This is a genomic window from Rhizobium sp. PAMB 3182 (assembly GCF_052908355.1).
Genome location: NZ_CM128607.1, coordinates 3,002,977 through 3,026,443 on the forward strand (window position 1 = coordinate 3,002,977; position 23,467 = coordinate 3,026,443).

Here is a 23,467-nt window from a genome sequence, read left to right on the forward strand (position 1 = left end):
CGTCTTTTGACGCAGAATGGCTTGACGCTTGCTTTACATTTGTCGATACCGTCATGAAATTTTGCCAGAAAAGCGTGATGACAGAGCTTCAAACACCCGTCGCCGAGACCCTGCGTGACAAGGCCCTCAAAGCCATTGACGGACGAAACCTCATTCTGGTCGGCCTGATGGGGGCGGGCAAGTCCGCGATCGGTCGCATGGTCGCCGCCGAACTGGGCATTCCATTCATCGACACGGACCACGAAATCGAGACGGTTTCGCGCATGTCGATTTCGGAGCTCTTCGCCGCCTATGGCGAGGATGAGTTTCGCGCCCTGGAAACGCGGGTGATGGGCCGCATCCTGCAGGACGGCCCCCGGGTGGTCTCCACCGGCGGCGGCGCGTTCATCAACGAGAGAACGCGCCAGGAGATCCGCAATGGCGGTCTCTCCGTCTGGCTGAAGGCGGACCTGGATACGCTTTGGGAGCGGGTCAGCAAGCGCAGCCACAGGCCGCTTCTGAAAACCGAGAACCCGAAGCAGACGCTCGAGAAGCTGATGGACAGCCGCTATCCGATCTATGCGCAGGCGGATGTCACCGTCGTGTCCCGAAACGTGCGCAAGGACGTCATGATGCGCGAAGTGCTGAAGGCGGTCGCCCGCCTGAACAAGGAAAACTGTGCCGATGAGTGAGCTGAAATCCGTCCGCGTACCGCTCGACGACCGGTCCTACGACATCCTGATCGGCGGCGGTCTTCTGGCCGATGCCGGCAAGCGACTGGCGGAACGCATCAAGGGCCGGCGCGCGGCAATCGTCTCCGACGAGCATGTCGCTCCGCTCTATCTGGACATGGTGAGCGCCGGCCTGAAGGCCGAGGGCTTCCAGGTCTTCCCGATCGTCATGCCGGCTGGCGAGAAGACCAAGAGCTTCGAGCATCTGGTGACGGTCACGGACGCGCTGCTCGACGCCCGCATCGAACGCAATGACGTGGTCATCGCGCTTGGCGGCGGGGTGATCGGCGATCTCACCGGTTTTGCCGCCGGCATCATCCGGCGCGGCGTGCGGTTCGCGCAGATCCCGACCTCGCTTCTGGCGCAGGTAGACTCCTCCGTCGGCGGCAAGACCGGCATCAATACCCGGCACGGCAAGAACCTCGTCGGCGTCTTCTACCAGCCGGATCTGGTGCTCGCCGACACCAGCGTGCTCGACACGCTGAGCGAACGCGAGTTCCGCGCCGGCTATGCCGAAGTCGCGAAATACGGTCTCATCGACAAGCCGGAGTTTTTCGGCTGGCTGGAGAAGAACTGGCGCGAGGTCTTTGCCGGAGGTGCTGCGCGTGCCGAGGCGATCGCCATCAGCTGCCAGGCGAAGGCGGATGTGGTGGCCGCCGACGAGCGCGAGAACGGCCAGCGCGCGCTCCTCAATCTCGGCCACACCTTCGGCCATGCACTGGAGGCGGCGACGCAATATGACAGCCGGCGGCTGGTGCATGGCGAAGGCGTCGCCATCGGCATGGTGTTGGCGCATGAATTCTCCGCACGGATGAACCTTGCAAGCCCGGACGCCGCATCCCAAGTTAAGGCGCATCTGAAAGAGGTGGGGCTTCCGACCGTCATCCAGGACATCCCCGGCGCTTTGCCGCCGGCCGATACGCTGATGGATGCGATCGCGCAGGACAAGAAGGTGAAGGCCGGCAAGCTGACCTTCATCCTGACGCACGGCATCGGCCAGTCGTTTGTCGCCGATGACGTTCCCGCCTCAGAGGTCTTGAGCTTCCTGAAGGAAAAACACCCGGCATGACATTCGAAGGGATCATTGCGGCACTTGCGGAACACTGGATGACGATTGCGGCAATCCTGGTGCTGATCGTCGCATCCGCCTTTTTCTCCGGCTCCGAGACGGCACTGACGGCGGTGTCGCGCGCCCGCATGCACTCGCTGGAAAACAGCGGTGACGTGAAGGCGGGCATGGTGAACTCCCTCATCGAGCGCCGTGACCGGCTGATCGGCGCGCTGCTGATCGGCAACAACCTCGTCAACATCCTCGCCTCGTCGCTGACGACCAGCCTGTTCCTGGCGCTGTTCGGCGCTTCGGGCGTCGCGATCGCCACGGTCGTCATGACGACGCTTCTCGTCATCTTCTCTGAAGTGCTGCCGAAGAGCTGGGCGATCTCCAGCCCGGACCGCTTCGCGCTCGCCGTTTCCACGCCGGTGCGCATCCTGGTGGCGGTGATCGGCCCGTTGTCGGCCGGCGTCAACATGATCGTCCGCTTCATCCTCGGGCTGTTCGGGCTCACCCTTTCCGCCGACCATTCGATGTTGTCGGCCCATGAGGAGCTGCGCGGCGCCGTCGACCTGCTCCACAAGGAAGGCTCGGTGGTCAAGGCCGACCGCGACCGCCTGGGCGGCGTTCTCGACCTCGGCGAGCTGGAAGTTTCCGACGTCATGATCCACCGCACCGCGGTGCGCGGCGTCAATGCCGACGATCCGCCGGACGTGGCGGTCAGGACCGTGCTGACCAGTCCCTACACCCGCATGCCGCTGTGGCGTGGCTCGGCGGAAAACATCATCGGCGTCGTGCACGCCAAGGACCTTTTGAGGGCGCTTGCGGAAGCCGAGGCGGATTCGTCCAAGGTCGATATCGTCAAGATCGCCCAGAAGCCGTGGTTCGTGCCGGACAGCACCAACCTCAAGGACCAGCTGAACGCCTTCCTGCGCCGCAAGGTGCATTTCGCCGTCGTGGTCGACGAATATGGCGAGGTGCAGGGCATCGTCACGCTGGAGGACATTCTCGAGGAAATCGTCGGCGATATCGCCGACGAGCACGATCTCGAAATCTCCGGTGTGCGTCAGGAGGCGGACGGCTCCATCGTCGTCGACGGCTGGGTTCCGATCCGCGACCTCAATCGCGCGCTCGACTGGGATCTTCCGGACGAAGAGGCGACGACGATCGCCGGCCTCGTCATTCACGAATCGAAGACCATTCCGGAAGAACGGCAGGCCTTCACCTTCTACGGCAAGCGCTTTACCGTCATGAAGCGGGAGAAGAACCGGATCGTGCAGCTTCGCATCCGTCCGGTCGATGAGGTGGTGGTCAAGTAAGCGGTCTGGCAGTCACCAGCGGGTCGGTTCTCCCGGTGCGGCCGGCTCGATCGCCAGCGCATGCAGTCCGTCTTCGATCTCGCCGCGCAGCGCATCGGTCACGGCACGGTGGCGCGAAATGCGCGTCATGCCGTTGAAGGTTTCCGCAACGATCCTCACGCGGATATGTGTTCCCTCGGCGCCGTCCATGCCGTGATGGCCGGCATGCTGGTGACTTTCGTCGATCACGACCAGCCGCTCAGGCGCGAAGGTTCGGGTCAGGGTTTTCTCGATACGGTCTTTTCTGGTCGTCATCGGTAATGTGTCCGGTGTTTGAGCTCCGGCCGGCGGCCGGTGGAAAAGGGCAGGCACAAAGCCAGCAACAAAGCGTTTTGTCAATTCTTGCCGCGGTCCCTGCGGCGCACCATAATGGATGTCATGAGGCTCGATTCAAAATATTTCGACAAGGTCCGCACGCGACGCAAGCGAACGCCGGAACCGGACCAATCGGTGCCGACCTGCCAGTGGGACGGCTGTGAGCAGAAGGGTACCCACCGGGCGCCGGTCGGACGCAACGCCGAAGGCAAGTTCTTCCTGTTCTGTTTCGAACACGTGAAGGAATACAACAAGGGCTATAATTACTTCTCCGGCCTGTCGGACGGGGAGATCGCACGCTACCAGAAAGAGGCGATCACCGGCCATCGTCCCACCTGGACGGTGGGCGTCAACAGCGCCGCGCGCGCCAGTCCGTTGCATTCCACGACTCGCTCGGGCAGTGCCGCATCGTTCGCGCGGGTCCGTGATCCGTTCGGCTTCGTACACCAGAGCGGAAAGGAAACCCGGTTCGAGCCGCGCCAGCGTAAGTTGAAAACGCTCGAGGCCAAGGCGTTCGATACGCTCGAACTGTCGGCCAATGCGCAGGCGCCCGACATCAAGCGGGCCTACAAGGCGCTTGTGAAGAAACACCATCCCGATGCGAATGGCGGCGACCGGGGCTCGGAGGAAAGATTTCGCGCCGTTGTGCAAGCATACCAATTGTTAAAACAGGCTGGCTTCTGCTAAGCGAACACGATACGAAAAAAACTTGGCACCATGAAGTTTGAGATGTCGAAGCCGAGTGTCTCCCGCCCGGCATGGAGTTACGATGAGCAAGACTGAATATGATTATGCAAACCTGCCCGATACAACCGTTTCGGTCAGGGAGGTTTTCGGCATTGACACCAACCTGCGCGTTCCGGCCTACACGAAGGGTGACGCGTATGTCCCGGACCTCGATCCGGATTACCTCTTCGACCGCGAGACGACGCTTGCCATTCTCGCCGGCTTTGCCCACAACCGCCGCGTGATGGTGTCCGGTTTCCACGGAACCGGTAAATCGACCCACATCGAGCAGGTCGCCGCCCGCCTCAACTGGCCGTGCGTGCGCGTCAACCTCGACAGCCATGTCAGCCGTATCGACCTCGTCGGCAAGGACGCGATCGTCGTTCGCGACGGGATGCAGATCACCGAATTCGTCGATGGCATCCTGCCCTGGGCCTATCAGCACAATGTCGCGCTCGTCTTCGACGAATACGACGCCGGCCGCCCGGACGTGATGTTCGTCATCCAGCGCGTGCTGGAATCATCCGGCCGCCTGACGCTGCTCGACCAGAGCCGCGTCATTCGCCCGCACCCGTCGTTCCGCCTGTTCGCCACCGCCAACACGGTCGGCCTTGGTGACACGACCGGCCTCTATCACGGCACGCAGCAGATCAACCAGGCACAGATGGACCGCTGGTCGATCGTGACCACGCTGAACTATCTGCCGCATGACAACGAAGTCGACATCGTCTGCGCCAAGGTCAAGAGCCTGGCGACCGGCAGCGGCCGCGAAACGGTTTCGAAGATGGTGCGCGTCGCCGATCTCACCCGTGCGTCCTTCATGAACGGCGACCTGTCGACCGTCATGAGCCCGCGTACGGTCATCACCTGGGCCGAGAATGCCGAAATCTTCGGCGACCTGGCCTTTGCATTCCGCGTGACCTTCCTCAACAAGTGCGACGAGCTGGAGCGGACCCTGGTGGCGGAACACTACCAGCGCGCCTTCGGCGTCGAGCTGAAGGAAAGCGCCGCAAACATCGTGCTCAGCGCCTGAGAAAGGCCCGATAATGGCAGGCCCCGGAGACAACTTACGGAGTACGGCCGGCAAGGCCGTGGATACGGAACCGATGCGGCGGGCCGTCACCGGCTGCGTGCGCGCGGTCGCCGGCGATCCGAATATCGAAGTCAGCTTCTCCAACGAGCGTCCGGGGCTCGCCGGCGAGCGGGTGCGCCTGCCGGAACTCTCCAAGAAGCCAACGGCGCACGAACTGGCGGTTATCCGCGGTCTTGGCGATTCGATGGCGCTGCGTCTCGCCTGCCACGACGCCAAGATCCACGCCTCCATGTCGCCGCAGGGCGACGATGCGCGGGCGATCTTCGACGCCGTCGAGCAGGCACGGGTGGAATCGATCGGCGCCCGCCGGATGGCCGGCGTTGCCGAAAACCTGAAGTCGATGCATTCCGAGAAGTATGCCAAAGCGAATTTCCAGGGCATCGAACGCCAGGATGACGCCCCTCTCGGTGAAGCCGTTGCCATGCTGGTGCGCGAGAAGCTCACCGGCGAGAAGGCTCCCGGTTCGGCAGGCAAGGTGCTGGACCTTTGGCGGCCGTTCATCGAGGACAAGGCCGGCAGCGAACTCGACAATCTTTCCGGCACGATCGAGGACCAGCAGGCCTTTGCGCGCGTCGTGCGCGACATGCTGTCGTCCATGAATGTCGCCGAGGAATATGCCGATCCGGAGACGGAAGAGGACGACGAGAGCGAGACGACGGACGAAGATCAGCCCCGCAGCGAAGAGCAGGGTGAAGAGCAGATGGAGGAGGAGGCCGGCTCCGAATCCGCGCCCGCCGAAGAAAACGAGTCGTCCCAGGAGCAGATGGAAGACGGCGAGATGGACGGCGCCGAGATTTCCGACGAGGAAATGTCCGACGAAGGCGACGACGATTCCGAGACGCCCGGCGAGACGCGCCGCCCCAACGGTCCGCTGGACGACGTCAACGAGAAGGTCGACTACCGCGTCTTCACGCCCGAGTTCGACGAAGAAATTTTGGCAGAGGAACTGTGCGACGAGGCCGAGCTCGATCGGTTGCGCGCCTTCCTCGACAAGCAGCTGGCGCATCTGCAGGGCGCGGTCGGGCGGTTGGCAAACCGCCTGCAACGCCGCCTGATGGCGCAGCAGAACCGCTCCTGGGACTTCGACCTCGAGGAAGGCTATCTCGACACGGCGCGGCTGATGCGCGTCGTCATCGACCCGATGCAGCCGCTCTCCTTCAAGATGGAACGCGACACGAATTTCCGCGACACGGTCGTGAGCCTGGTGATCGACAATTCCGGCTCGATGCGCGGTCGTCCGATCACCGTTGCGGCCTCCTGCGCCGACATTCTGGCGCGCACACTTGAGCGTTGCGGCGTGAAGGTGGAAATCCTTGGCTTCACCACCAAGGCCTGGAAGGGCGGTCAATCGCGCGAGAAGTGGCTGGCCAACGGCAAGCCTCAGTCGCCCGGCCGCCTCAACGACCTGCGCCACATCGTCTACAAGTCCGCCGATGCGCCCTGGCGGCGTGCCCGTCGGAATCTCGGTCTGATGATGCGGGAAGGGCTGCTGAAAGAGAACATCGACGGCGAGGCGCTGATCTGGGCGCATAACCGCCTGCTCGGACGTCCCGAGCAGCGCCGGATCCTGATGATGATTTCGGACGGTGCGCCGGTCGACGATTCGACGCTGTCGGTCAATCCGGGCAATTATCTGGAGCGGCACCTGAGGGCGGTCATCGAGCAGATCGAGACGAAGTCGCCGGTCGAACTGCTGGCGATCGGCATCGGCCATGACGTGACGCGCTACTACCGTCGCGCGGTGACGATCATCGATGCGGACGAACTGGCCGGCGCAATGACCGAACAGCTGGCGGCACTCTTCGAGGACGAGCAGATGACGCGCAAGCGGGGCAGCAGCCGGCGCCGCGCCGGCTGATCGCAGCCGGCCGCTTAGTACTCCAGCAGGTCCAGCGCGTTGCTGGCCGTCAGCTCGGCGGCGGGATCCTCATTCTGATTGTCGGCGCCAAGCGTGCCGGGAGCCGCGTCCTCTGAAATCCTGAGCCGCTTCTTGATCTCCTCGGCGATTTCCTTCTCGATCTGCTCGCGGACTTCAGGCGGGGCTGCGGCTAGGGATTCTTCCGTCATGCCGCGTTCTTCGAGATACTGTGCCCGGATCTGCTCCGCAGCCGTTCTGTTGGCCATGTCACCGAATTCTTCGGCGAGTGCCGCGTGGCGCGCGTCGGATTCGGCGGTCTTGTCGGCCTCCTGAGCGGCAAGTCTCTCCTCCCGCGTCAATTCCTGCTGCGCGCCGTTGGCGATGATGTCATCGAAGCTCGCGGTGTCGGCCGACTTCACGTTGCTGTTGCCGGCGGAGGCAACGCTGCCGACGTTCGTGTAGGGGTTGCTAACGGTATAAGAGTGAACCATGTCGCCCTCGTGGCGCGGAAAGCGCGGAAATTTCTACCAGTGCGCGAGTTTCTCCGTTGATACTTGCGTGTGGCTGGAGCGGCGCGTTACAGCAGGCGCGATCGTGGGTTTCGCGATCGGCCGCAGCGTTGTAAACAGCGGCTCAGACTTACGAGGATCCCGATCAAAATGCGCTTTCCCCATCGCCGGGCCGTTATTGCCTGTGCCGCCTTCGCGGTGACAATCGGCCTGAGTGGCCCCGCCAGCGGCGGAAGCACGGTGACCGCGCGGCAGATCACGGCCTTCGAGCCCGGCTCCGATGCCTCCCGGTTCGGCGCTTTCGAATTCGTCGGTGGCATGGTGATGAGTTCGCCCGACAGCCTCTTCGGTGCCTGGTCGTCCATCCGCTTCCGTCCGGACGGGCGGCATTTCGTCGGCGTGCTCGATACGGGGCACTGGATAACCGGCGAGATCGAAAGAGACGACAGCGGCAAGCTGAAAGGGCTCGGCGACGTCGCGATCACGTCGATTCTCGATTCGTCCGGCGCGCCGCAATCGCAAAAGTGGCGGGTGGATGCCGAAGGGCTGACACTGATGGAGGGCGGTGAGATTGCAGCCAGCTTCGAGCAGCGCCATCGCATTGACGTCTATCCCGATCCGGGATTCGAGGCCTCAAAGCCGCTGCGCACGCTCGATTTCCTCATTCCTCGCGGCGAATTGCGAAACAATGGCGGGTTCGAGACGCTGGTGCGCTCTCCGGATGCCGGGCCGCTTGGCGGTTCGCTGATGGTGATTGCCGAGAAGAGCGTCGATGCGGCCGGCAACCTGTTCGGAGCGGTCCTCAGCGGTCCCAGGAAGGGTATCTTCACCGTTCGGCGCACCGACGATTTCGACGTGACGGACGGCACCTTTTTGCCGGGCGGCGATTTGCTCATCCTTGAACGCCGGTTCAACTTCTCCGACGGTCTCGACATGCGCATCCGCCGGATCAGGACGGATGATATCCGTCCGGGTGCTCTCGTCGATGGCGACGTGCTGCTGCAGGCGGGGTTGTCCTACCAGATCGATAACATGGAGGGGATCGACGCCTTGCAGGCGGAGGATGGCAGCACGCATGTCATCCTCGTCTCGGACGACAATCATTCGATCCTGCAGCGCAGCCTGATGCTGGAGTTCAAGCTGGTCGAATGAGGGCAGAGCGCGCGGAACACCTTCCGCGCGCGCTTTTTCAATGAGTTTCAGGCTGTCGGTTCTACCGCCGGCATCGGCTTGACGAGGCTCATGACGGCGCCGTAGGGCAGCAGCATGACGAAGCCGATCAAAAGCTTCACGGTGAAGTCGCCGATCGCCCAGGACATCCAGCGGGGGATATCATAGGCGACGACGCCGAGGATCGGCGCGGTGCCGAGCGCGAAATCGTCGTTCGGACCGAGGAAGACGAAGGCCGCCGCAAATGCCAGCGAGAAGAAGATGACCGTATCCAGGGCGGAGCCGAGAAGCGTCGACACCAGCGGCGCCTTCCACCAGCTTGAGCGGCGAAGCCGGTTGAACAGGGTGATGTCGAGCAGCTGTCCGACGAGATAGGCGGAGCCTGAGGCGATTGCGATCCGATGGGTCGATGCGACGATGGAGAGGATGACCGCCACGGCGAAGCCGGCTGCGACCACACGGCGCGCCGCCGCCGGACCGAACTGCCGGTTGGTCAGGTCGGTGATCAGGAACGAGACCGGATAGATGAAGGCGCCGTAGGTGAGGATGTCGGCGAGATTGATGCCGAAGATCGTGCCAGGTACCGGGAACTGCACAAGGAAGTTCGAGGCGACGACGACGAGCGTCATCAGGGCAACATAGGGGATTGTGTGTCTGAGCATCTGCATTTTTTTATCCTGGGGTATGCCACCAGTTGGAGTGTCGATTATGCACAAGCAAAAGGCCTGACCGGATGCCGGTCAAGCCTTTTCAAGCTTTAAGCACGGTGGCCTGATCAGGCGGCTTCGGCCGTCTTCTTGACGATCTGGCGACGCAGCAGGCGGGCGCGCATCGAAAGTTCGTTCTCGTCGGCCTTCAGAAGGAAAGCGTCGAGACCGCCGCGATGCTCAACCGAACGCAGGGCCGCAGCCGATACGCGCAGGCGATAACGCTGGCCGAGAGCATCGGAGATCAGCGTGACGCTGCACAGGTTCGGCAGGAACTTGCGCTTGGTCTTGTTGTTTGCGTGGCTGACATTGTTACCCGACTGGACGCCCTTGCCGGTCAATTCGCAACTGCGGGACATGATACACCTTTATTTCTTTTTCTTCGCGTTGGATCGTCAGCCAGGCAAAGCCCAGTGCGCAATCCAACTGGTCATGATTGGAAAGTTGCGGTTCTATAGTCAGAGGAGCCGCCCGCGTCAAGACAAAGCTCGATGTTTTAGCCGATTCAGACAAAAACTTGCTTCAATTCACATCTAGCGCGATATCATAGCACAACCAACGAGCCGCAAAGGCCGACGATCCGCCGGGCGGGCGAAAAGGTACCTTCGATATGTTGCGTCGCTTAGCTCTTGTTGGCGCCTTGTGCGTCCTTCCCGCCCTCAATCCGCAAGCCTCTGCGGAGGCCGGTGGCGGCACCACCGAATACAAGGTGACACTGGCCGGCTTCACCGTGGCGGGCGCGTCCTTCGTCTCGCGGATCGACAATGGCGCCTTCACCATCAGCGGCCGCATCAAAGCGCGTGGCATCGCCGATCTCTTCACCGACTTCGATGCGACAGCGGATGTCAGCGGCGCGGTGCGCGACGGACGGCTCTCCCCGTCGCGATACGCGCTCGCCTACAAGAAGGGCAAGAAGCACCGCAAGTTTACGGTCGCCTTCGACAACGGCAACGTGACGTCGTCCGAGATCGTGCCATCTAAACGGCGGCCGAAGGACTGGGTCGACGTCGAACCGGCACATCTGCGCGGAGTTTCCGATCCGATCTCCGGCCTGATTCTGCCGCCAGGCGAGGGTGCCTGCCCGAAGCAGATTTCCCTGTTCGACGGGGAAACGCGCATGGAGCTCAAGATGTCCTTCCGCTCCATGCGCAAATTCTCCGCCGCCGGCTACAAGGGAGATGCTGCAGTCTGCGCCGTCGATTTCAAACCGCAGGCCGGCTACAAGAAAAGCGACAAGGACATGCGCTATCTCGCCGGCAGCCGGGACATGGAGATCTGGTTCGCCAAAACCGCGTCCGGTGGCGCCTATGCGCCGGTCTATGTGGATATCCCGACCCGGGCTGGCACGCTGGTAATCCGGGCGGTGCGCTTCGAAGGGTAGAACGGCCATATTGCCAGTCATGGTGGTGCCGGTTATGGTTCGCCCGCAATTCGTCCATAACTCCTTTTGCCGGAAATCCTGAAGATGAAGACCCGCGCGACGCTGATCGGCTTCACGGCCGTCATAATGTGGTCATTCCTGGCGCTGTTCACAGCTGCCTCGGGCAAGGTGCCGCCGTTCCAGCTGGCGGCGATGACATTTGCGATCGGCAGCCTGCCCGGCTTGTTTTCTCTCATCCTTCGCCCGGAAAGGCGCAGCCTGCTGCGCCAGCCGCTGCCCGTCTGGGTGCTCGGCATCGGTGGATTGTTCGGCTACCATTTCCTGTATTTCACGGCGCTCCGGAACGCGCCGCCGGTCGAGGCCGGGCTGATCGCCTATCTCTGGCCGCTGCTGATCGTCGTCGGTTCGGCGATGCTTCCGGGCGAGCGGCTCAGGTGGTTTCATGTCGCCGGCGCCTTGATGGGCCTTGGCGGCACCGTCCTGATCGTCGGCCGCCATGGGGTGGCATTCGATGGCGCCTATGCCCTTGGATATGGTGCGGCGTTCCTGTGCGCCTTCACCTGGTCGGCCTATTCGCTGCTGTCGCGGCGATTCGGCAAGGTTCCGACGGATGTCGTCGCGGGCTTCTGCCTGGCGACGGCGATTCTTTCCTTCCTGAGCCATCTCGCGCTCGAGCAGACGGTATGGCCGCAAACGGTCGGTGAATGGCTTGCTGTGCTGGGGCTTGGACTGTTTCCGGTCGGCGCTGCCTTCTACACCTGGGACTACGGGGTGAAGAACGGCGATATCCAGATTCTCGGCGCGTCGAGCTATGCGGCGCCGCTCGTCTCGACGCTGGTTCTCGTGCTGGCCGGTTTCGCGGTGCTGGATTGGCGGATCGGTCTCGCCTGCCTGCTGATTACCGGCGGCGCGATGCTGGCGGCACAGGAAATGATCGGCCGGCGGGCCGCGAGGGCCAAGTAGGGCGACTCAGCGGTCGAGCGGGTTCCAGTTCGCCGGAGCCATTTCGAAGCTCGAAAACTCGAAGCCGGGTGCAACGGTGCAGCCGACAAGCGTGTAATCGCCGAGCGTTTCCGCCGACTGCCACCAGCCCGAATGGACGATCGCCTGCGGGTGTTCACCGTCGGCCAGATTGATGCCGAGCTTGACGGTGTCGCTGATCAGGCCATCCGACGAGCGGTGCAGGGCAAGCGGCGCGCCGGCGTAATAGTGCCAGATTTCAACGGCATCGCGAACGCGGTGCCAGTGAGATCTCTCGCCCTTCTGCAGCATGTAGTAGATGGCGGTCGAATTTCCGCGCGGTGCGCCGGCGGTGTCGCGGAAGGTTTCTGCGTACCAGCCGCCTTCCGGGTGCGGCTGCAGGGATAGTTTCTGGATGATCTCTTCGGCAGTCATCGGAAGTTGTCCTTGCGTTTGCGGATCTCTGCAAAAACATCGGCGTCGCTTGCCGCCTCCATGCCCAGATGGGCACGAATGCCGGCATCGGACGGTCTCAGGAACGGGTTCGTCGCCTTCTCCAGCCCGATCGTCGTCGGGATGGTGAACTTGCCATCGGCCCGCAAGGCTTCGATTTCGGCTGCCCGCTTTGCGAGCGCGTCGTTGCCGGGGTCGACGGTGACCGCGAAGCGGGCATTGGACAGGGTGTATTCGTGGCCGAAATAGACCTTGGTGCCGTCAGGGAGTTCGGCGAGCTTCTGTAGCGATTGCCACATGTCGGCGGCCGGCCGCTCGAACAGGCGGCCGCAGCCGAGCGCGAACAGGGTGTCGGCGGCAAAGAGAAGCGCGTCGTCCGGGAAATAATAGCAGATGTGGCCGGCCGTGTGGCCGGGTGTCTCGATCACATGGACAGGGTGGCCGGCAAACTCGAAGCGGTCATCGTCGCCGAAGGCCTGGTCCAGGCCCGGTATGGCGACGGCTTCATTGATCGGTCCGGTGATCTCGCAATCGAACTTTTCCTTCAGCGCCAGATTGGCCTCGACGTGGTCGTGGTGATGGTGGGTAGTGAGAATGTGGGTCAGCGTCCAGCCGCGGCGTTTCAACGCCTCCAGGATCGGCCCTTCTTCCGGCGCATCGATGGCCGCCGTCTGCTTCGTTTCGGGGTCGTGCAACAGCACGCCGAAATTGTCGCTGCGGCAGGGAAAGACATCGATCTCGAATAAGGCCATCTACAACACTCCATGCAACCGGGATCATTCTATCAATGATTGGAGAATGTAGACTGTTCCGTCTTGAAGTCCACCGAAACGCAGTTAGGTTTACAGCATGCATACCGACATCGTCGACCTCAGGCAGTTCTACAATTCCGAGCTCGGTCATCTGGCCGAGCATTCGATCGCGATGGCCTTATCTTCGATATGGGCAAGGCTGCCAGAGGAACGTCTCGTCGGCCTCGGTTATGCTACGCCCTATCTCGACCGGTTCCGCGCCGATACCGAGCGCACATTTGCCTTCATGCCGGCCGGGCAGGGGGCGGTGAACTGGCCGCTCGGCGAATATTCCTCCACGGCGCTGATCTTCGACGAGGAATTGCCGCTGCCGGATGCTTCGATCGACCGCGTGCTGATGGTCCATGCGCTGGAGTTCACCGAAAATCCGCGCGAGTCGCTGAAGGAAATCTGGCGCATCCTGGCACCGGGCGGACGCCTCGTCATCGTCGTGCCGAACCGTCGCGGCGTGTGGGCGCAGATGGAGCACACGCCGTTCGGCTCGGGCCGGCCCTATTCGCGCGGCCAGCTGTCGACGCTGCTGAGGGAGACGAATTTCACGCCGATTTCGGCGACCGACGCACTGTTCTTCCCGCCATCGAGGTTTCGCACCATCCTGAAGCTCAGGACACTGCTTGAGCGCTTCGGGCGCAAGCTCTGGCCGCTCTTTTCCGGCGTCATCGTCGTCGAGGCGCAGAAGCGGCTCTACCAGGGCCTGCCAGTCAGCGCACGGGCGTCACGGCGGGTCTTCGTGCCGGTGCTCGCCCCACACGGCGTGCCGACCACCAGGGACGCCGCGGACCCTCGAAAACTCGGCTGATCGCGCCGCACTCCGCCTCGACAAAAGGCGCAATCCGCTTTAATCGGTGATTTCCTTTCGGGCAGGCTGCGGCCGGCCCAATTCCGCAAGGTCGATCACATGAGTACCGAAATGCAAGAGCCTGTTCCGCGTCCCGGCATCCTTGACATCGCCACCTATGTTCCTGGCAAGGAATCCGCTCCGGGCGTGGCGAAGGTCTACAAGCTTTCCTCCAACGAGACGCCGCTTGGGCCGAGCCCCAAGGCGATCGAGGCGTTCCGCGGCGCCGCCAGTCATCTCGAGCTTTATCCGGACGGGCAGGCGACGGAACTGCGTCAGGCGATTGCGTCCGTCCACGGGCTGAACACCGCCAACCTCATCTGCGGCAACGGCTCGGACGAACTTCTCGGCCTGCTCTGCCATGTCTATCTCGGCCCCGGCGACGAGGGCATCATCACCGAGCACGGCTTCCTCGTCTACAAGATCCAGATCATGGGCGCGGGTGCGACGCCGGTCGTGGTCAAGGAAAGGGATTGCGCCGTCGATGTCGACGCGATCCTCGCCGCTGTGACGGCGAAGACGAAGATGGTCTTCATCGCCAATCCCGGCAATCCGACCGGGAGCTATGTGCCGGTCAGCGAAATCCGCCGGCTACATCAGAGCCTGCCATCGCATGTGCTGCTGGTTCTCGATGCGGCCTATGCCGAATATGTCCGCCGCAACGACTACGAGGCGGGGATCGAACTGGTCTCGTCCAACCGCAACGTGGTGATGACCCGGACCTTCTCCAAGGTCTATGGTCTGGCCGCGCTGCGGGTCGGCTGGCTTTACGGTCCGCTCGCCGTCATCGACGCGATGAACCGCGTGCGCGGTCCGTTCAACCTCAACGCTCCGGCGATCGCCGCCGCGTCGGCCGCCATCCGCGACCAGGGCTTCGTCGGCAAGGCGGTCGAGCACAACCTTGCCTGGATTTCGACGGTTACGGAGGCTTTGGAAAAACTGGGTCTCAAGATCACGCCGTCGGTCGCCAATTTCGTCCTCATCCATTTCCCGGACGTGGACGGCAAGCGCGCCGATGCGGCCGACGCCTTCCTGACCAGCCGCGGCTATATCCTGAGAGCGGTCAAGGGATATGGTTTTGCCAATTCGCTGCGGATGACGATCGGCTCGGAAGAGGCCAATCGCGGCGTGATCGCCGCACTGACGGAATTCATGGGTGAGCAGAAATGAGCAATGTTCTCTTCGACCGGATAGCACTGATCGGTATCGGCCTTATCGGTTCGTCCATAGCGCGCGACATCAAGAAGTACGGTCTTGCCAAGGAAGTCGTCATTTCTTCGCGCAGCGCGGATACGCTAAAGCGCGCCGAGGAACTGGAGCTTGGCGATCGCTACGTCGCGTCCGCCGCTGACGCGGTCAAGGATGCGGACCTCGTCGTCGTCTCGGTTCCTGTCGGTGCATCGGCTGCGGTCGCGGCAGAAATTGCCGGCAGCCTGAAGCCGGGCGCGATCGTCACCGACGTCGGCTCGACCAAGGCGTCGGTCATCGCGCAGATGCAGCCGCACATGCCGGACAACGTCCATTTCATTCCGGGCCATCCGATTGCCGGTACCGAACGCTCGGGCCCGGATGCCGGTTTCTCGGGTCTCTTCTCCGGTCGCTGGTGCATCCTGACGCCGCTCGAAGGCACGGATCCGGCGGCGCTGCAGGCGCTCAGGGATTTCTGGATGGCGCTTGGCTCGAAGATCGACGAGATGGACCCGCTGCATCACGACAAGGTGCTGGCGATCGTCTCGCACCTGCCGCAAATCATCGCCTACAATATCGTCGGCACCGCCGATGACCTGGAAACGGTGACCGAATCGGAAGTCATCAAGTATTCTGCTTCGGGCTTCCGCGACTTCACCCGTCTTGCCGCGTCCGATCCGACCATGTGGCGCGACGTCTGCCTGCACAACAAGGATGCGATCCTTGAAATGCTGGCGCGCTTTTCGGAAGATCTTGCCTATCTGCAGCGGGCGATCCGGTGGGGCGAAGGCGACAAGCTGTTCGAACTCTTCACCCGCACGCGGGCGATCCGCCGCCTGATCATCGAGGCCGGCCAGGACGTGGATACGCCCGACTTCGGCCGCCATCTGCGCGACGAGAAGAAGTAATCGCGAAACCGCCGGATTACAGCGGCGGCAGATAGCCGATCGGGATGAAGCTGACGAAGACGGCACCGTCCTCGATGTCGAGGCTTATGGTGCCGTTGTCGTGCTTGCCGGCGATGCTCTTCAGGATATCGGCGACGTTGCGGATCTGGCCCGCAGCTTCCGGAAACTCGCTGACCAGCAGGTCGCGCCAGGCCTGTATGCGTTCGATCTCGACGCGAATGCGGCCGGAGATGAAGCCGTTCTCATCGACGCTGAATGGGCCGGACGCGGTCACGATGCGGCCTTCGCCGAGATCGACCGCGAGGCCGCGCAACTGGCCTTCGGAATTGCGAAGAACCGTATCCAGTCGTTCCTTGCCGGCGAGAAGACCTGCCTTGCCGGTGAGCGTCAGGTCGATGCTGGTCGAAAACGGCGGCAGGACCTTCTGCGCGGGATCGGCCAGCGTGGCGTTGACATCTTCGGCCAGCAGCGCGACGTCGAGGTCCGCGCCGTTGGCTCTCAGATGCGCTTCACCGTGACCGGATTTCACATCGGCGGATACCTTTGCGAGAGAACTCGAAACGCTTCCGGTGATGTCCTTGGCAATCAGGTCGACCTTGCTCACCCCGCCAAGGCCGGCGCGGAAGCTCGATTGCAGGCTGGACCATTCGAGATGTGTGAAAAGGCCGTAAGTGGTGCGGAGCTCGGCCGGTCCGTCGAGTTCGAAGACGACATGGCCTGGCTGATAGATCTGCGCGGCCGAGCGCAGGGCGCCGAAGGTTGCCGACAGGCCCTGACGGCTGTCGTCGATCGCCAGCTTGTCGCAGAACAGGCCGATGCGGAACGGATAGCCCCGGACATCCAGAGCGCTGCACTGGCCGCCGATGCCGTCGGCGGCGCCGGATCCGGCCAGAAACTCGGCGACCCTGGTCTTCAGCTGACTTGCCGCGACATACCATCCGCCCGTATAGAGGACTATTGCGACGAGGACCGCTGCGGCCAGCCAATAGACCCTTCCTGACACTATCGATCTATTGCCGGGAGCAGGTGCCGCCATTGGGTTCTCCACGTTCTTGAATCGGCTTATTGAGAGACTTGACGCGGGATATGGACGATTTTTGGGTGTTTGGCTACGGTTCGCTGATGTGGAACCCGGGCTTTGTGTTCAGCGAAAGCCGTCAGGCGCTTCTCGCCGGCTACCGTCGCGCCCTTTGCGTCCGCTCCTATGTGCATCGCGGCACGCCCGAGCGTCCGGGTCTCGTGCTCGGTCTCGACCAGGGTGGCTCGTGCCGGGGCATGGCGTTCAAGGTTGAACCGCACGACCGCGACAGCGTCATCGACTATCTGCGGGAGCGTGAGCTGGTGACCAGCGTCTATCTCGAACGCAGCGTTCCGATCCGGCTGGACAACGGGCGAAAGGTGAGGGCTCTCACCTATGTCATCGATCGCCGGCACGAACAGTATGCCGGTGCGCTGGACCCGCTGCATGCCGCCGGCACCGTCCTTTCGGCGACAGGCCGGTCCGGGCCGAACGAGGCCTATGTCCGCAACACCGTCGAGCATCTCAGGGGTATCGGCATTCGCGACCATCGGCTGGAGAGGGTGATCGCAGAGATGGGGCGGCTCGCTCAGGCCGGAAGCTGATCAGCGGCGTTCTGCGCCCGCAATTCCGCGATCCTCGCGACGGCCGTCGGCGGCAGCGGCAGGTCCGCATTCCTCTCGACGGTTTCGAGCAGCAGTTGGTCGCTCGCCTTTTCCATGGTTTCGACAAGCGTCTTGAAAAAGACGTCCTGGGGCAGGCCGGGCGCGATCGGCGGCAGGATGCGGATGGTGATGTGGCCCGGATAGCGGTTGAGGCTGCGGCGCGGCCAGAACAGACCCGCATGGCAGACGATCGGCACGACGGGCATTTCGAGGTCGCGGTAGAGGCGGGCGATGCCGGCGCGATACTGCGGCTCGGCACCGGGCGGGCGGCGTGTTCCCTCGGGGTATATGACCAGTTGGCGACCGGTCTTCATTTCCGCCTTCGTGCGCTTCATCAGGTCGACCATGACCTTGCCGCGTGCACCGCGATCGATGGGGATCATCCGCTGCTTCATGGCGTACCAGCCGAAGAGCGGGATCCACATCAGCTCGCGCTTCAAGATGAAAAGCGGATCGTTGATAAACGGCAGCAGCGCGTAGACGTCCCAGAACGACTGGTGCTTCGGTGACGCGATGTACGGACCGTCCGGCAGGTTCTCAAGGCCCTCGACGCTGTAGGTGGTGCCGACGATCGCCTTCATCAGGCGGTGGTTGGACATCGCCCAATTCTTCGGAATCCGGAAGGCGGTCTTGCGGGGCAAGAAGAAATAGATGGGCGACAGCACGATCATCCGGATGATGATGTTCGCGTAGAACAGGATGTTGAACAGCATCGAGCGGAAGAAGATCATCGGAGGGCCTGATGTGAAAGTCGTTTTCCGCTGCCTACACGAAATGGGCGTGGAGTGAAAGACGTTCGGCCGTCGAGGGCTATCCGTCCATGCCGGCCCTCAGGCCGGAACCGATGCCGATTCCGGTCAGGCCGCGAAGCCTGGCAGCCAGCAGCTTGACGTATTCGGCGATCATGGTGCGCATGGCGTTCGGATCGGCAAACCAGTTGCGCTGCTTGAGATCAGCGTTGACGACGGGGTAGGGCAGGAACTCGATGCGGGGTTCGACCTGGCGAAGCTCCAGAAGGCTGCGGGGCATGTGGTAGTTGTTGGTCACGACCAGGACCGAGCGATAGCCATTCTTCTCGATCCACGCCATCGTCTCGTTGGCATTGCCGATCGTGTCGAGCGCGGCGTAACCGATATCGACACAGCAGTTGAACAGGTCTTTCGGCGCGTCGGTCATCTTGCGGATCTGGGCGCCGGTCGTGCTCGGATGCACGCCGGAGATAAGAAGGCGGGCGCCTGCGTGCTCGGCGAGCAGGGCGACAGCCTGATCGATGCGCTGATAGCCGCCGGTCAGCACGACGATCGCGTCGGCCTTCGGGGAGGAGGGCGGCGCGTAGGAGGAGACGGTGTCGGCAAAGCGCAGGAAATCGACGAAGACGACGCCGGCCAGAAGAACGCTGACAATGCCCACCCGACGCGCGACGCGCCGAAAGAGGCTTCGGCGGGCACGGGGCTCGGCTTTTCGGCGCGATTCGGTCATTGGGGCGCCGTGCAATGTTTCCTCGGTGACCATGAAATCTTCTTAATTATCGAATCCGGTGCGAAACAGACCAAAACCGCCAAGGCCATTCTCTCCGGCTTTCCTCAACCCGCAGTGCCATCGGAGCGGGCGGGGTCCGACCGGATCCGGTCGATCTCGTAGATCGTGCGAATCACGGTGATCCTGGCCGTCAGCGTCGTCAGGAAAGCAATGACGATCATCGTGGCAAAAATACCGGCGTAGCCGAGATAGTCTACGGAGAAGGTGCCGAAAAGGGCGGTCGCCTGATCGGACTGCGGGGTGGCGAGAGATCGGCTCTGCCAGAAGCCGGCGACCGCAAAGGAGGCCGCGGCGAGAAGGCTTCCCGCCGCCGAGCCCTTGAGGCTGATCTTCAGAAAATGCTTCTGGAACTCGTTGGCGATGAAGGAGCCCTCGGCGCCGACGAAATGCAGCACCTCGACGATGTGATGGTTGCCGGCCAGCGCGCCGCGCGTTGCAAAGACCACGGTCAACACCATTGCGGAGAAGACCAGGCCCAGGAGACCGACACCGATGGCGACCGTGGTCCGGGCCATCGAGACGAGGCGATCGACCCAGGTGCGATGGTCGTCCAGCGTCGCCTGGGGAATTTCCGCCTTCAGCTGCGCCCGCATGGCGCTGAAATCGGGTGGATTGTTCTCGTCGATGGTGACGATGACGAGGCGCGGGACGGGAAGTTCGTTGATGTCGAGACCGGTGCCGAGCCAGGGTTCGAGCAGGCGCGCCGTTGCCGCCTCGTCCATGATGGTTCCGGACTTGGTGCCGACATAGGAGAGCGCGATGTTCTTCGCCTTCTCCAGAGCCTGGTTCATGTCCAGCCGGTCGTCAGGCTTGATCTGGATGGTGATTTCCCGCGAAATCTGGCTCTGCCAGGAATGGGCGGTGGCCCGGACCATCGACACGCCGCCGAGCGTGATGCAGGCGAGAAACGCCATGATGGCGATGACCACCATCAGCGCGTTGCCCTGAATGTTGGACGAGGGCACAATCGGACCCGCGGCGCGCAGGCGAAGCGGCGGTCGGCGCGGCTTTTTCGTTTGGGGCGGCGGTGGCTGTCGTCCCGTCCTGTCGTTCATGGCCTCACTCATAGATTTCCAGCCGCCCCTCCGTCAGGATCATACGCCGCGCGTCGATGCTGTCCATCAGCGCGAAATCGTGGGTGGCGATGACCACCGCCGTGCCGAGGCGGTTGAGTTCCAGGAACAGGCTCAAGAGGCGCTTGGCCATGGGCGGGTCGACGTTGCCGGTCGGTTCGTCGGCGAGCAGGATCTCAGGGCGATCGATCAGGGCGCGGGCGATCGCCGCGCGCTGCTTCTCGCCGCCGGACAGCACGGGCGGCAGGACATTGATGCGATCGCCGAGCCCGACCCACTTCAGCAGTTCGACGACGTCGGTGCGGTAGCTCGCCTCGTCCTTGCCGCGCACGCGAAGCGGCAGCGCCACGTTTTCATATGTCGTGAGGTGCTCCAGCAGGCGGAAATCCTGGAAGACGATGCCGATGCGCCGGCGCAGCATCGGCAGTTCGCTTCTCGGAATGGTGGCGATGTCCCGGTCGAACATGCGGATGAGGCCGCGGGTCGGCTGGAGTGACAGGAAAAGCAGGCGCAGCAATGTCGTCTTGCCGGCACCGGAGGGTCCGGTCAGGAACTGGAAGGAGCGCTTTGGAATATCGAAGGTCAGGTCCCTGAGGATTTCCGGACCCATTCCGTATCGCAAGCCGACATTTTCAAAATGGATCAAGGGAGCATTTCCAGTCTCTGGCTTCGGATTTGAATTGGAGCCAACATGACACTTCTTAACCAACGTGGTTAACAGGCGGTAAAGAAACGGCCGAAAACCGTTGTTTTGGGGGCCGTCTTTGCGAAGCGTTAACCATTTACGTTTACGACCCGTTCCTATGTGTTTCAATGCCGGGCTTTGTCCAGACCATGGATGCGCCCGGCGGAGGGAGAGGTTAGGCGGCCATGGCTCCATACGGTTCACGGCAGGCAAGAGCCGAGACGATCGACCTGCTGCCGCCCGAGCGGCCGGTGGCATCCCGGCGCCCACGCTATCAGTCATCCGGCCATGCCGATGTCGTCGATGCCGAATTCGTCGTCATCAACGACAACCGCAAACCGGATTCTCACGAACGGCCCTCGTTTTCCCGCCCGAAATTCCGCAAGGCGAGAATGGTTTCCGGCCGGGACCTCGCCCTTTCCGCCATGTCCTTTGCGGAGCGTATGCTGGCGCGATTGCCGAAGCGCCAGTTTTCCGGGCTTGTGGCGACCTCGTTCGTGGCGGTCTTCGCGCTTTGCGGCGGCTTTTCGGCGCTCGCCGGCGGGGCGTCCGTGCCGGCATCCGTCTCGCCGCTCGACATCACCCATGTCACGGTGACGCCGCAGATGGCGAACGGCATGCATGTGCTGCTCGTCAACGGCATCATCGAAAACCGGCTCGAAAGCGACCAGCCGGTGCCGCGCCTGCGCGCCGATATTCTCGCCGATGGCGAACTGACGGCAAGCCTGATCCTCGACCCGCCGACCGACGCGCTTTCGGGCGGAATGAGCCGCGGCTTTGCCGCGCGATTGAGCTATCCCGGTGGAAAACAGCCGGATGTCAGGGTTTCCTTCATGCAATAGGGTGCTTCCGGGCATCTCTCATGGTATCGGCTTTAGTGTCGCCACCCAGGAGAATGCCGCATGCCCGTCGTACGCGGAAAGAATATCGAACCCCTTTTTACCGCCGAGCAGATCGCCGAGCGCAACCGTACCCTTGCCGCCCAGATCGCATCCGGCCCGACACGTGACCTTCTGGTCATCGCCGTCCTGAAGGGGTCATTCATCTTCGCCGCCGACCTCATCCGGGCGCTGCACGATGCCGGCCTTGCGCCGGAAGTGGAGTTCATCACCCTCTCGAGCTACGGCACCGGCACCGTCTCCAAGGGGGTCCGGATCGTCAAGGACATCGACAGCGACGTGAAGGACCGGGACGTTCTGCTGATCGACGACATTCTCGAATCCGGCCGCACGCTGCTGTTTGCGAAGGAACTACTCTACGAGCGCGGCGCGCGGCATGTCAGCATTGCCGTCCTTCTCGACAAGAGCGTCAAGCGTTCGGAAAAACTGGAGGCCGATCACGTCGGTTTCGAATGTCCCGACTATTTCGTCGTCGGCTATGGCATGGACGTCGCCTATGCCTTCCGCGAGCTGCCTTTCGTCGGCGTCGTGACCGGCGACGCGGAGTGATTTCCGGCCGTCCGGCGGACAGACCTTGTTAACTATGCCCGCTTGATGGCAAGCTGCATTTACCGATCGCAAAGGAAACTTTGATGAGTTGCCTTCACGGGACAGTAACAAAGATGGAGCGATGCGGGACATGGCAAGGATTTTGATCACCGAAGACGAAGACACCCTGCGCACCTTCGTGGCTCGTGCCCTGCGTCTTGACGGACATGAGACGGAAGAGGCCGCGGACGGCGCGGAAGGCCTGGAAAAGCTGATGGCCGGCTCGTTCGATCTGCTGCTTTCCGACATCCGCATGCCCGTCATGGACGGCATTGCGCTGGCGCATGAAGCCTCGTCGCACTTTCCCCAGCTGAAGATCCTGCTGATGACCGGCTATGCCGAGCAGCGCGAGCGGGCCGACGACCTTGCGCGCAAGATCGTCGACGTGGTGCCGAAGCCGTTCGCGCTTCCCGACATCCGTAAGGCCGTCGCGCTGGCGCTGGCGGCCTGAGCCTGAGGCGGGCGGCGTGCAAGGAACCATCAGACCCGTCCATCATGGTGACTACGCCCCGCTGATTTCTCTCTGGCACCGGGCCTGGCACGAGGCCCATGCCGATCTCGTTCCGCCGGGCATCCTGGCTTTTCGAACACCCGATCATTTCTCGCAGTGGTTGGCCGAGGCACTCGGCGAAGAATTCTTCTCTGTCGCCGTGGCTGGCGGAACCGTGCTCGGCTTCGTTTCCACGCGCAATGACGAGATCTGCCGGCTCTATGTGGACCAGCGAGCGCGCGGGTCCGGAGCCGCGCAGGCATTGCTTGCCTATGGCGAGGATGAATTGGCGTCTGCCGGATGCAAGATCGCCAAGGTATACTGTCTTGCAGGAAACACGCGGGCGGAACGGTTCTATCAGCGTCAAGGCTGGAGCTTGAGGCAGACGGTGGAAGAGCCGCTCTGGCTGCCGGAGGGCGTCGAAGGCTCCTTTAAAGCGCTGAGCCAAATGTATGAGAAGTCCTTGGCCTGAC

General features: G+C 62.7%; 28 protein-coding genes. 17 read left to right on the forward strand and 11 right to left on the reverse strand.

Translation table 11 applies throughout. The features are described 5' to 3' along the window. Positions 1–77 precede the first annotated feature (77 nt). From ACU5AZ_RS14530 to ACU5AZ_RS14540, 3 genes are read left to right on the forward strand one after another with little or no spacing between them, the layout of a single operon-like run. Positions 78–671 (forward strand): shikimate kinase, encoded by a 594-nt coding sequence (locus tag ACU5AZ_RS14530; protein WP_446823058.1) that lies wholly within the window; start codon positions 78–80, stop codon positions 669–671. After that, positions 664–1,779: a 3-dehydroquinate synthase gene (aroB, locus tag ACU5AZ_RS14535; RefSeq protein ID WP_446823059.1), complete on the forward strand. Its 1,116-nt coding sequence runs from the start codon at positions 664–666 to the stop codon at positions 1,777–1,779. Before ACU5AZ_RS14530 ends, aroB begins: the two co-directional genes overlap by 8 nt. Further along, positions 1,776–3,080, forward strand: a complete 1,305-nt coding sequence (locus ACU5AZ_RS14540) for an HlyC/CorC family transporter (RefSeq protein WP_446823060.1) — start codon at positions 1,776–1,778, stop codon at positions 3,078–3,080. Before aroB ends, ACU5AZ_RS14540 begins: the two co-directional genes overlap by 4 nt. A 12-nt stretch (positions 3,081–3,092) precedes the next feature. Here the strand turns inward: ACU5AZ_RS14540 and ACU5AZ_RS14545 are convergent, their stop codons facing one another. Next, on the reverse strand, positions 3,093–3,374 hold the full coding sequence (locus ACU5AZ_RS14545; RefSeq protein ID WP_446823061.1) for a BolA family protein: 282 nt from the start codon (positions 3,372–3,374) through the stop codon (positions 3,093–3,095). Positions 3,375–3,497: 123 nt separating this feature from the next. Between ACU5AZ_RS14545 and ACU5AZ_RS14550 the strand changes: the two genes are divergently transcribed. The 3 genes from ACU5AZ_RS14550 (at position 3,498) to cobT (ending at position 7,111) form a co-directional block, all read left to right on the forward strand. Further along, positions 3,498–4,121 (forward strand): J domain-containing protein, encoded by a 624-nt coding sequence (locus ACU5AZ_RS14550; protein WP_446826016.1) that lies wholly within the window; start codon positions 3,498–3,500, stop codon positions 4,119–4,121. A gap of 82 nt (positions 4,122–4,203) precedes the next feature. Beyond that, on the forward strand, positions 4,204–5,193 hold the full coding sequence (gene cobS / locus ACU5AZ_RS14555; protein WP_446823062.1) for a cobaltochelatase subunit CobS: 990 nt from the start codon (positions 4,204–4,206) through the stop codon (positions 5,191–5,193). A gap of 13 nt (positions 5,194–5,206) precedes the next feature. Next, positions 5,207–7,111: a cobaltochelatase subunit CobT gene (gene cobT / locus ACU5AZ_RS14560; protein WP_446823063.1), complete on the forward strand. Its 1,905-nt coding sequence runs from the start codon at positions 5,207–5,209 to the stop codon at positions 7,109–7,111. 14 nt (positions 7,112–7,125) lie between these two features. On the opposite strand, the gene ACU5AZ_RS14565 is transcribed toward cobT, so the two are convergent. Further along, complete coding sequence (locus ACU5AZ_RS14565; RefSeq protein WP_446823064.1) at positions 7,126–7,602, reverse strand: hypothetical protein; 477 nt, start codon at positions 7,600–7,602, stop codon at positions 7,126–7,128. A 168-nt stretch (positions 7,603–7,770) separates the two neighbouring features. Here ACU5AZ_RS14565 and ACU5AZ_RS14570 point away from each other — a divergent pair, with 168 nt between their 5' ends. Beyond that, positions 7,771–8,772, forward strand: coding sequence for an esterase-like activity of phytase family protein (locus tag ACU5AZ_RS14570; protein WP_446823065.1), 1,002 nt, complete (start codon positions 7,771–7,773; stop codon positions 8,770–8,772). 47 nt (positions 8,773–8,819) lie between these two features. Here the strand turns inward: ACU5AZ_RS14570 and ACU5AZ_RS14575 are convergent, their stop codons facing one another. Together ACU5AZ_RS14575 and rpmB are read right to left on the reverse strand one after the other, a co-directional pair. Then, positions 8,820–9,458, reverse strand: a complete 639-nt coding sequence (locus tag ACU5AZ_RS14575; protein WP_446823066.1) for a queuosine precursor transporter — start codon at positions 9,456–9,458, stop codon at positions 8,820–8,822. Positions 9,459–9,565: 107 nt separating this feature from the next. After that, positions 9,566–9,856, reverse strand: a complete 291-nt coding sequence (gene rpmB / locus ACU5AZ_RS14580; RefSeq protein WP_446823067.1) for a 50S ribosomal protein L28 — start codon at positions 9,854–9,856, stop codon at positions 9,566–9,568. A 251-nt stretch (positions 9,857–10,107) separates the two neighbouring features. Between rpmB and ACU5AZ_RS14585 the strand changes: the two genes are divergently transcribed. Continuing rightward, positions 10,108–10,878 (forward strand): DUF3108 domain-containing protein, encoded by a 771-nt coding sequence (locus ACU5AZ_RS14585; protein ID WP_446823068.1) that lies wholly within the window; start codon positions 10,108–10,110, stop codon positions 10,876–10,878. A gap of 84 nt (positions 10,879–10,962) precedes the next feature. Further along, positions 10,963–11,841 (forward strand): aromatic amino acid exporter YddG, encoded by an 879-nt coding sequence (yddG, locus tag ACU5AZ_RS14590; protein WP_446823069.1) that lies wholly within the window; start codon positions 10,963–10,965, stop codon positions 11,839–11,841. A gap of 6 nt (positions 11,842–11,847) precedes the next feature. Here yddG and ACU5AZ_RS14595 read toward each other — a convergent pair whose 3' ends face one another. Further along, the gene (locus ACU5AZ_RS14595; RefSeq protein WP_446823070.1) at positions 11,848–12,273 is read right to left on the reverse strand and encodes a cupin domain-containing protein; all 426 of its coding nucleotides are present in this window, start codon (positions 12,271–12,273) and stop codon (positions 11,848–11,850) included. Then, positions 12,270–13,043: a hydroxyacylglutathione hydrolase gene (gloB, locus tag ACU5AZ_RS14600; protein WP_446823071.1), complete on the reverse strand. Its 774-nt coding sequence runs from the start codon at positions 13,041–13,043 to the stop codon at positions 12,270–12,272. Before gloB ends, ACU5AZ_RS14595 begins: the two co-directional genes overlap by 4 nt. Before the next feature lie 97 nt (positions 13,044–13,140). Between gloB and ACU5AZ_RS14605 the strand changes: the two genes are divergently transcribed. The 3 genes from ACU5AZ_RS14605 (at position 13,141) to ACU5AZ_RS14615 (ending at position 16,037) form a co-directional block, all read left to right on the forward strand. Beyond that, entirely contained in the window at positions 13,141–13,902 is a 762-nt protein-coding gene (locus ACU5AZ_RS14605) for a class I SAM-dependent methyltransferase (RefSeq protein ID WP_446823072.1), read from the forward strand. A 99-nt stretch (positions 13,903–14,001) separates the two neighbouring features. Then, positions 14,002–15,111 carry a histidinol-phosphate transaminase gene (gene hisC, locus ACU5AZ_RS14610; protein ID WP_446823073.1) on the forward strand — a complete coding sequence of 370 codons (1,110 nt, stop codon included), beginning with the start codon at positions 14,002–14,004 and terminating at the stop codon, positions 15,109–15,111. Then, the gene (locus ACU5AZ_RS14615) at positions 15,108–16,037 is read left to right on the forward strand and encodes a prephenate/arogenate dehydrogenase family protein (protein ID WP_446823074.1); all 930 of its coding nucleotides are present in this window, start codon (positions 15,108–15,110) and stop codon (positions 16,035–16,037) included. The genes hisC and ACU5AZ_RS14615 overlap by 4 nt, the downstream gene beginning before the upstream one ends. A 16-nt stretch (positions 16,038–16,053) precedes the next feature. Here the strand turns inward: ACU5AZ_RS14615 and ACU5AZ_RS14620 are convergent, their stop codons facing one another. Further along, the gene (locus ACU5AZ_RS14620) at positions 16,054–17,073 is read right to left on the reverse strand and encodes a DUF2125 domain-containing protein (RefSeq protein WP_446823075.1); all 1,020 of its coding nucleotides are present in this window, start codon (positions 17,071–17,073) and stop codon (positions 16,054–16,056) included. A gap of 50 nt (positions 17,074–17,123) precedes the next feature. Here ACU5AZ_RS14620 and ACU5AZ_RS14625 point away from each other — a divergent pair, with 50 nt between their 5' ends. Next, the gene (locus tag ACU5AZ_RS14625; RefSeq protein WP_446823076.1) at positions 17,124–17,660 is read left to right on the forward strand and encodes a gamma-glutamylcyclotransferase; all 537 of its coding nucleotides are present in this window, start codon (positions 17,124–17,126) and stop codon (positions 17,658–17,660) included. Here ACU5AZ_RS14625 and ACU5AZ_RS14630 read toward each other — a convergent pair. The 4 genes from ACU5AZ_RS14630 to ftsE all read right to left on the reverse strand — a co-directional run bounded on the left by ACU5AZ_RS14630 (position 17,645) and on the right by ftsE (position 20,978). Further along, entirely contained in the window at positions 17,645–18,451 is an 807-nt protein-coding gene (locus tag ACU5AZ_RS14630; protein ID WP_446823077.1) for a lysophospholipid acyltransferase family protein, read from the reverse strand. The genes ACU5AZ_RS14625 and ACU5AZ_RS14630 overlap by 16 nt on opposite strands. 79 nt (positions 18,452–18,530) lie before the next feature. Then, the gene (locus tag ACU5AZ_RS14635) at positions 18,531–19,199 is read right to left on the reverse strand and encodes a YdcF family protein (RefSeq protein ID WP_446823078.1); all 669 of its coding nucleotides are present in this window, start codon (positions 19,197–19,199) and stop codon (positions 18,531–18,533) included. Positions 19,200–19,303: 104 nt separating this feature from the next. After that, positions 19,304–20,314 (reverse strand): cell division protein FtsX, encoded by a 1,011-nt coding sequence (locus ACU5AZ_RS14640; protein ID WP_446823079.1) that lies wholly within the window; start codon positions 20,312–20,314, stop codon positions 19,304–19,306. A gap of 4 nt (positions 20,315–20,318) precedes the next feature. Further along, on the reverse strand, positions 20,319–20,978 hold the full coding sequence (gene ftsE, locus ACU5AZ_RS14645; protein WP_446823080.1) for a cell division ATP-binding protein FtsE: 660 nt from the start codon (positions 20,976–20,978) through the stop codon (positions 20,319–20,321). Between the two features lie 224 nt (positions 20,979–21,202). On the opposite strand from ftsE, the gene ACU5AZ_RS14650 reads away from it, so the two are divergent. The 4 genes from ACU5AZ_RS14650 to ACU5AZ_RS14665 all read left to right on the forward strand — a co-directional run bounded on the left by ACU5AZ_RS14650 (position 21,203) and on the right by ACU5AZ_RS14665 (position 23,466). Then, positions 21,203–21,859 carry a hypothetical protein gene (locus ACU5AZ_RS14650; protein ID WP_446823081.1) on the forward strand — a complete coding sequence of 219 codons (657 nt, stop codon included), beginning with the start codon at positions 21,203–21,205 and terminating at the stop codon, positions 21,857–21,859. Between the two features lie 60 nt (positions 21,860–21,919). Then, positions 21,920–22,465 (forward strand): hypoxanthine phosphoribosyltransferase, encoded by a 546-nt coding sequence (gene hpt / locus ACU5AZ_RS14655; protein WP_446823082.1) that lies wholly within the window; start codon positions 21,920–21,922, stop codon positions 22,463–22,465. Between the two features lie 130 nt (positions 22,466–22,595). After that, a complete protein-coding gene (locus ACU5AZ_RS14660; protein ID WP_446823083.1) occupies positions 22,596–22,955 on the forward strand; it encodes a response regulator in 360 nt (119 codons plus the stop codon). A gap of 16 nt (positions 22,956–22,971) precedes the next feature. Next, positions 22,972–23,466 (forward strand): N-acetyltransferase family protein, encoded by a 495-nt coding sequence (locus ACU5AZ_RS14665; RefSeq protein WP_446823084.1) that lies wholly within the window; start codon positions 22,972–22,974, stop codon positions 23,464–23,466. Position 23,467 lies beyond the last annotated feature (1 nt).

What these genes read in the sequence shown, in the direction of transcription:
- ACU5AZ_RS14550 (WP_446826016.1), top strand. Translation starts at nt 3,498, where the DNA reads ATGAGGCTCGATTCAAAATATTTCGACAAGGTCCGCACGCGACGCAAG.
- ACU5AZ_RS14625 (WP_446823076.1), top strand. Translation starts at nt 17,124, where the DNA reads ATGGACGATTTTTGGGTGTTTGGCTACGGTTCGCTGATGTGGAACCCG.
- ACU5AZ_RS14565 (WP_446823064.1), bottom strand. Translation starts at nt 7,602, where the DNA reads ATGGTTCACTCTTATACCGTTAGCAACCCCTACACGAACGTCGGCAGC.
- rpmB (WP_446823067.1), bottom strand. Translation starts at nt 9,856, where the DNA reads ATGTCCCGCAGTTGCGAATTGACCGGCAAGGGCGTCCAGTCGGGTAAC.
- ACU5AZ_RS14660 (WP_446823083.1), top strand. Translation starts at nt 22,596, where the DNA reads ATGGCAAGGATTTTGATCACCGAAGACGAAGACACCCTGCGCACCTTC.
- yddG (WP_446823069.1), top strand. Translation starts at nt 10,963, where the DNA reads ATGAAGACCCGCGCGACGCTGATCGGCTTCACGGCCGTCATAATGTGG.
- ACU5AZ_RS14635 (WP_446823078.1), bottom strand. Translation starts at nt 19,199, where the DNA reads ATGACCGAATCGCGCCGAAAAGCCGAGCCCCGTGCCCGCCGAAGCCTC.
- gloB (WP_446823071.1), bottom strand. Translation starts at nt 13,043, where the DNA reads ATGGCCTTATTCGAGATCGATGTCTTTCCCTGCCGCAGCGACAATTTC.
- ACU5AZ_RS14595 (WP_446823070.1), bottom strand. Translation starts at nt 12,273, where the DNA reads ATGACTGCCGAAGAGATCATCCAGAAACTATCCCTGCAGCCGCACCCG.
- cobS (WP_446823062.1), top strand. Translation starts at nt 4,204, where the DNA reads ATGAGCAAGACTGAATATGATTATGCAAACCTGCCCGATACAACCGTT.
- ACU5AZ_RS14545 (WP_446823061.1), bottom strand. Translation starts at nt 3,374, where the DNA reads ATGACGACCAGAAAAGACCGTATCGAGAAAACCCTGACCCGAACCTTC.
- hisC (WP_446823073.1), top strand. Translation starts at nt 14,002, where the DNA reads ATGAGTACCGAAATGCAAGAGCCTGTTCCGCGTCCCGGCATCCTTGAC.
- ACU5AZ_RS14570 (WP_446823065.1), top strand. Translation starts at nt 7,771, where the DNA reads ATGCGCTTTCCCCATCGCCGGGCCGTTATTGCCTGTGCCGCCTTCGCG.
- cobT (WP_446823063.1), top strand. Translation starts at nt 5,207, where the DNA reads ATGGCAGGCCCCGGAGACAACTTACGGAGTACGGCCGGCAAGGCCGTG.
- ACU5AZ_RS14540 (WP_446823060.1), top strand. Translation starts at nt 1,776, where the DNA reads ATGACATTCGAAGGGATCATTGCGGCACTTGCGGAACACTGGATGACG.
- ACU5AZ_RS14575 (WP_446823066.1), bottom strand. Translation starts at nt 9,458, where the DNA reads ATGCAGATGCTCAGACACACAATCCCCTATGTTGCCCTGATGACGCTC.
- ACU5AZ_RS14620 (WP_446823075.1), bottom strand. Translation starts at nt 17,073, where the DNA reads ATGGCGGCACCTGCTCCCGGCAATAGATCGATAGTGTCAGGAAGGGTC.
- ACU5AZ_RS14615 (WP_446823074.1), top strand. Translation starts at nt 15,108, where the DNA reads ATGAGCAATGTTCTCTTCGACCGGATAGCACTGATCGGTATCGGCCTT.
- ACU5AZ_RS14650 (WP_446823081.1), top strand. Translation starts at nt 21,203, where the DNA reads ATGGCTCCATACGGTTCACGGCAGGCAAGAGCCGAGACGATCGACCTG.
- ACU5AZ_RS14585 (WP_446823068.1), top strand. Translation starts at nt 10,108, where the DNA reads ATGTTGCGTCGCTTAGCTCTTGTTGGCGCCTTGTGCGTCCTTCCCGCC.
- ACU5AZ_RS14640 (WP_446823079.1), bottom strand. Translation starts at nt 20,314, where the DNA reads ATGAACGACAGGACGGGACGACAGCCACCGCCGCCCCAAACGAAAAAG.
- hpt (WP_446823082.1), top strand. Translation starts at nt 21,920, where the DNA reads ATGCCCGTCGTACGCGGAAAGAATATCGAACCCCTTTTTACCGCCGAG.
- ACU5AZ_RS14630 (WP_446823077.1), bottom strand. Translation starts at nt 18,451, where the DNA reads ATGATCTTCTTCCGCTCGATGCTGTTCAACATCCTGTTCTACGCGAAC.
- aroB (WP_446823059.1), top strand. Translation starts at nt 664, where the DNA reads ATGAGTGAGCTGAAATCCGTCCGCGTACCGCTCGACGACCGGTCCTAC.
- ACU5AZ_RS14530 (WP_446823058.1), top strand. Translation starts at nt 78, where the DNA reads ATGACAGAGCTTCAAACACCCGTCGCCGAGACCCTGCGTGACAAGGCC.
- ACU5AZ_RS14605 (WP_446823072.1), top strand. Translation starts at nt 13,141, where the DNA reads ATGCATACCGACATCGTCGACCTCAGGCAGTTCTACAATTCCGAGCTC.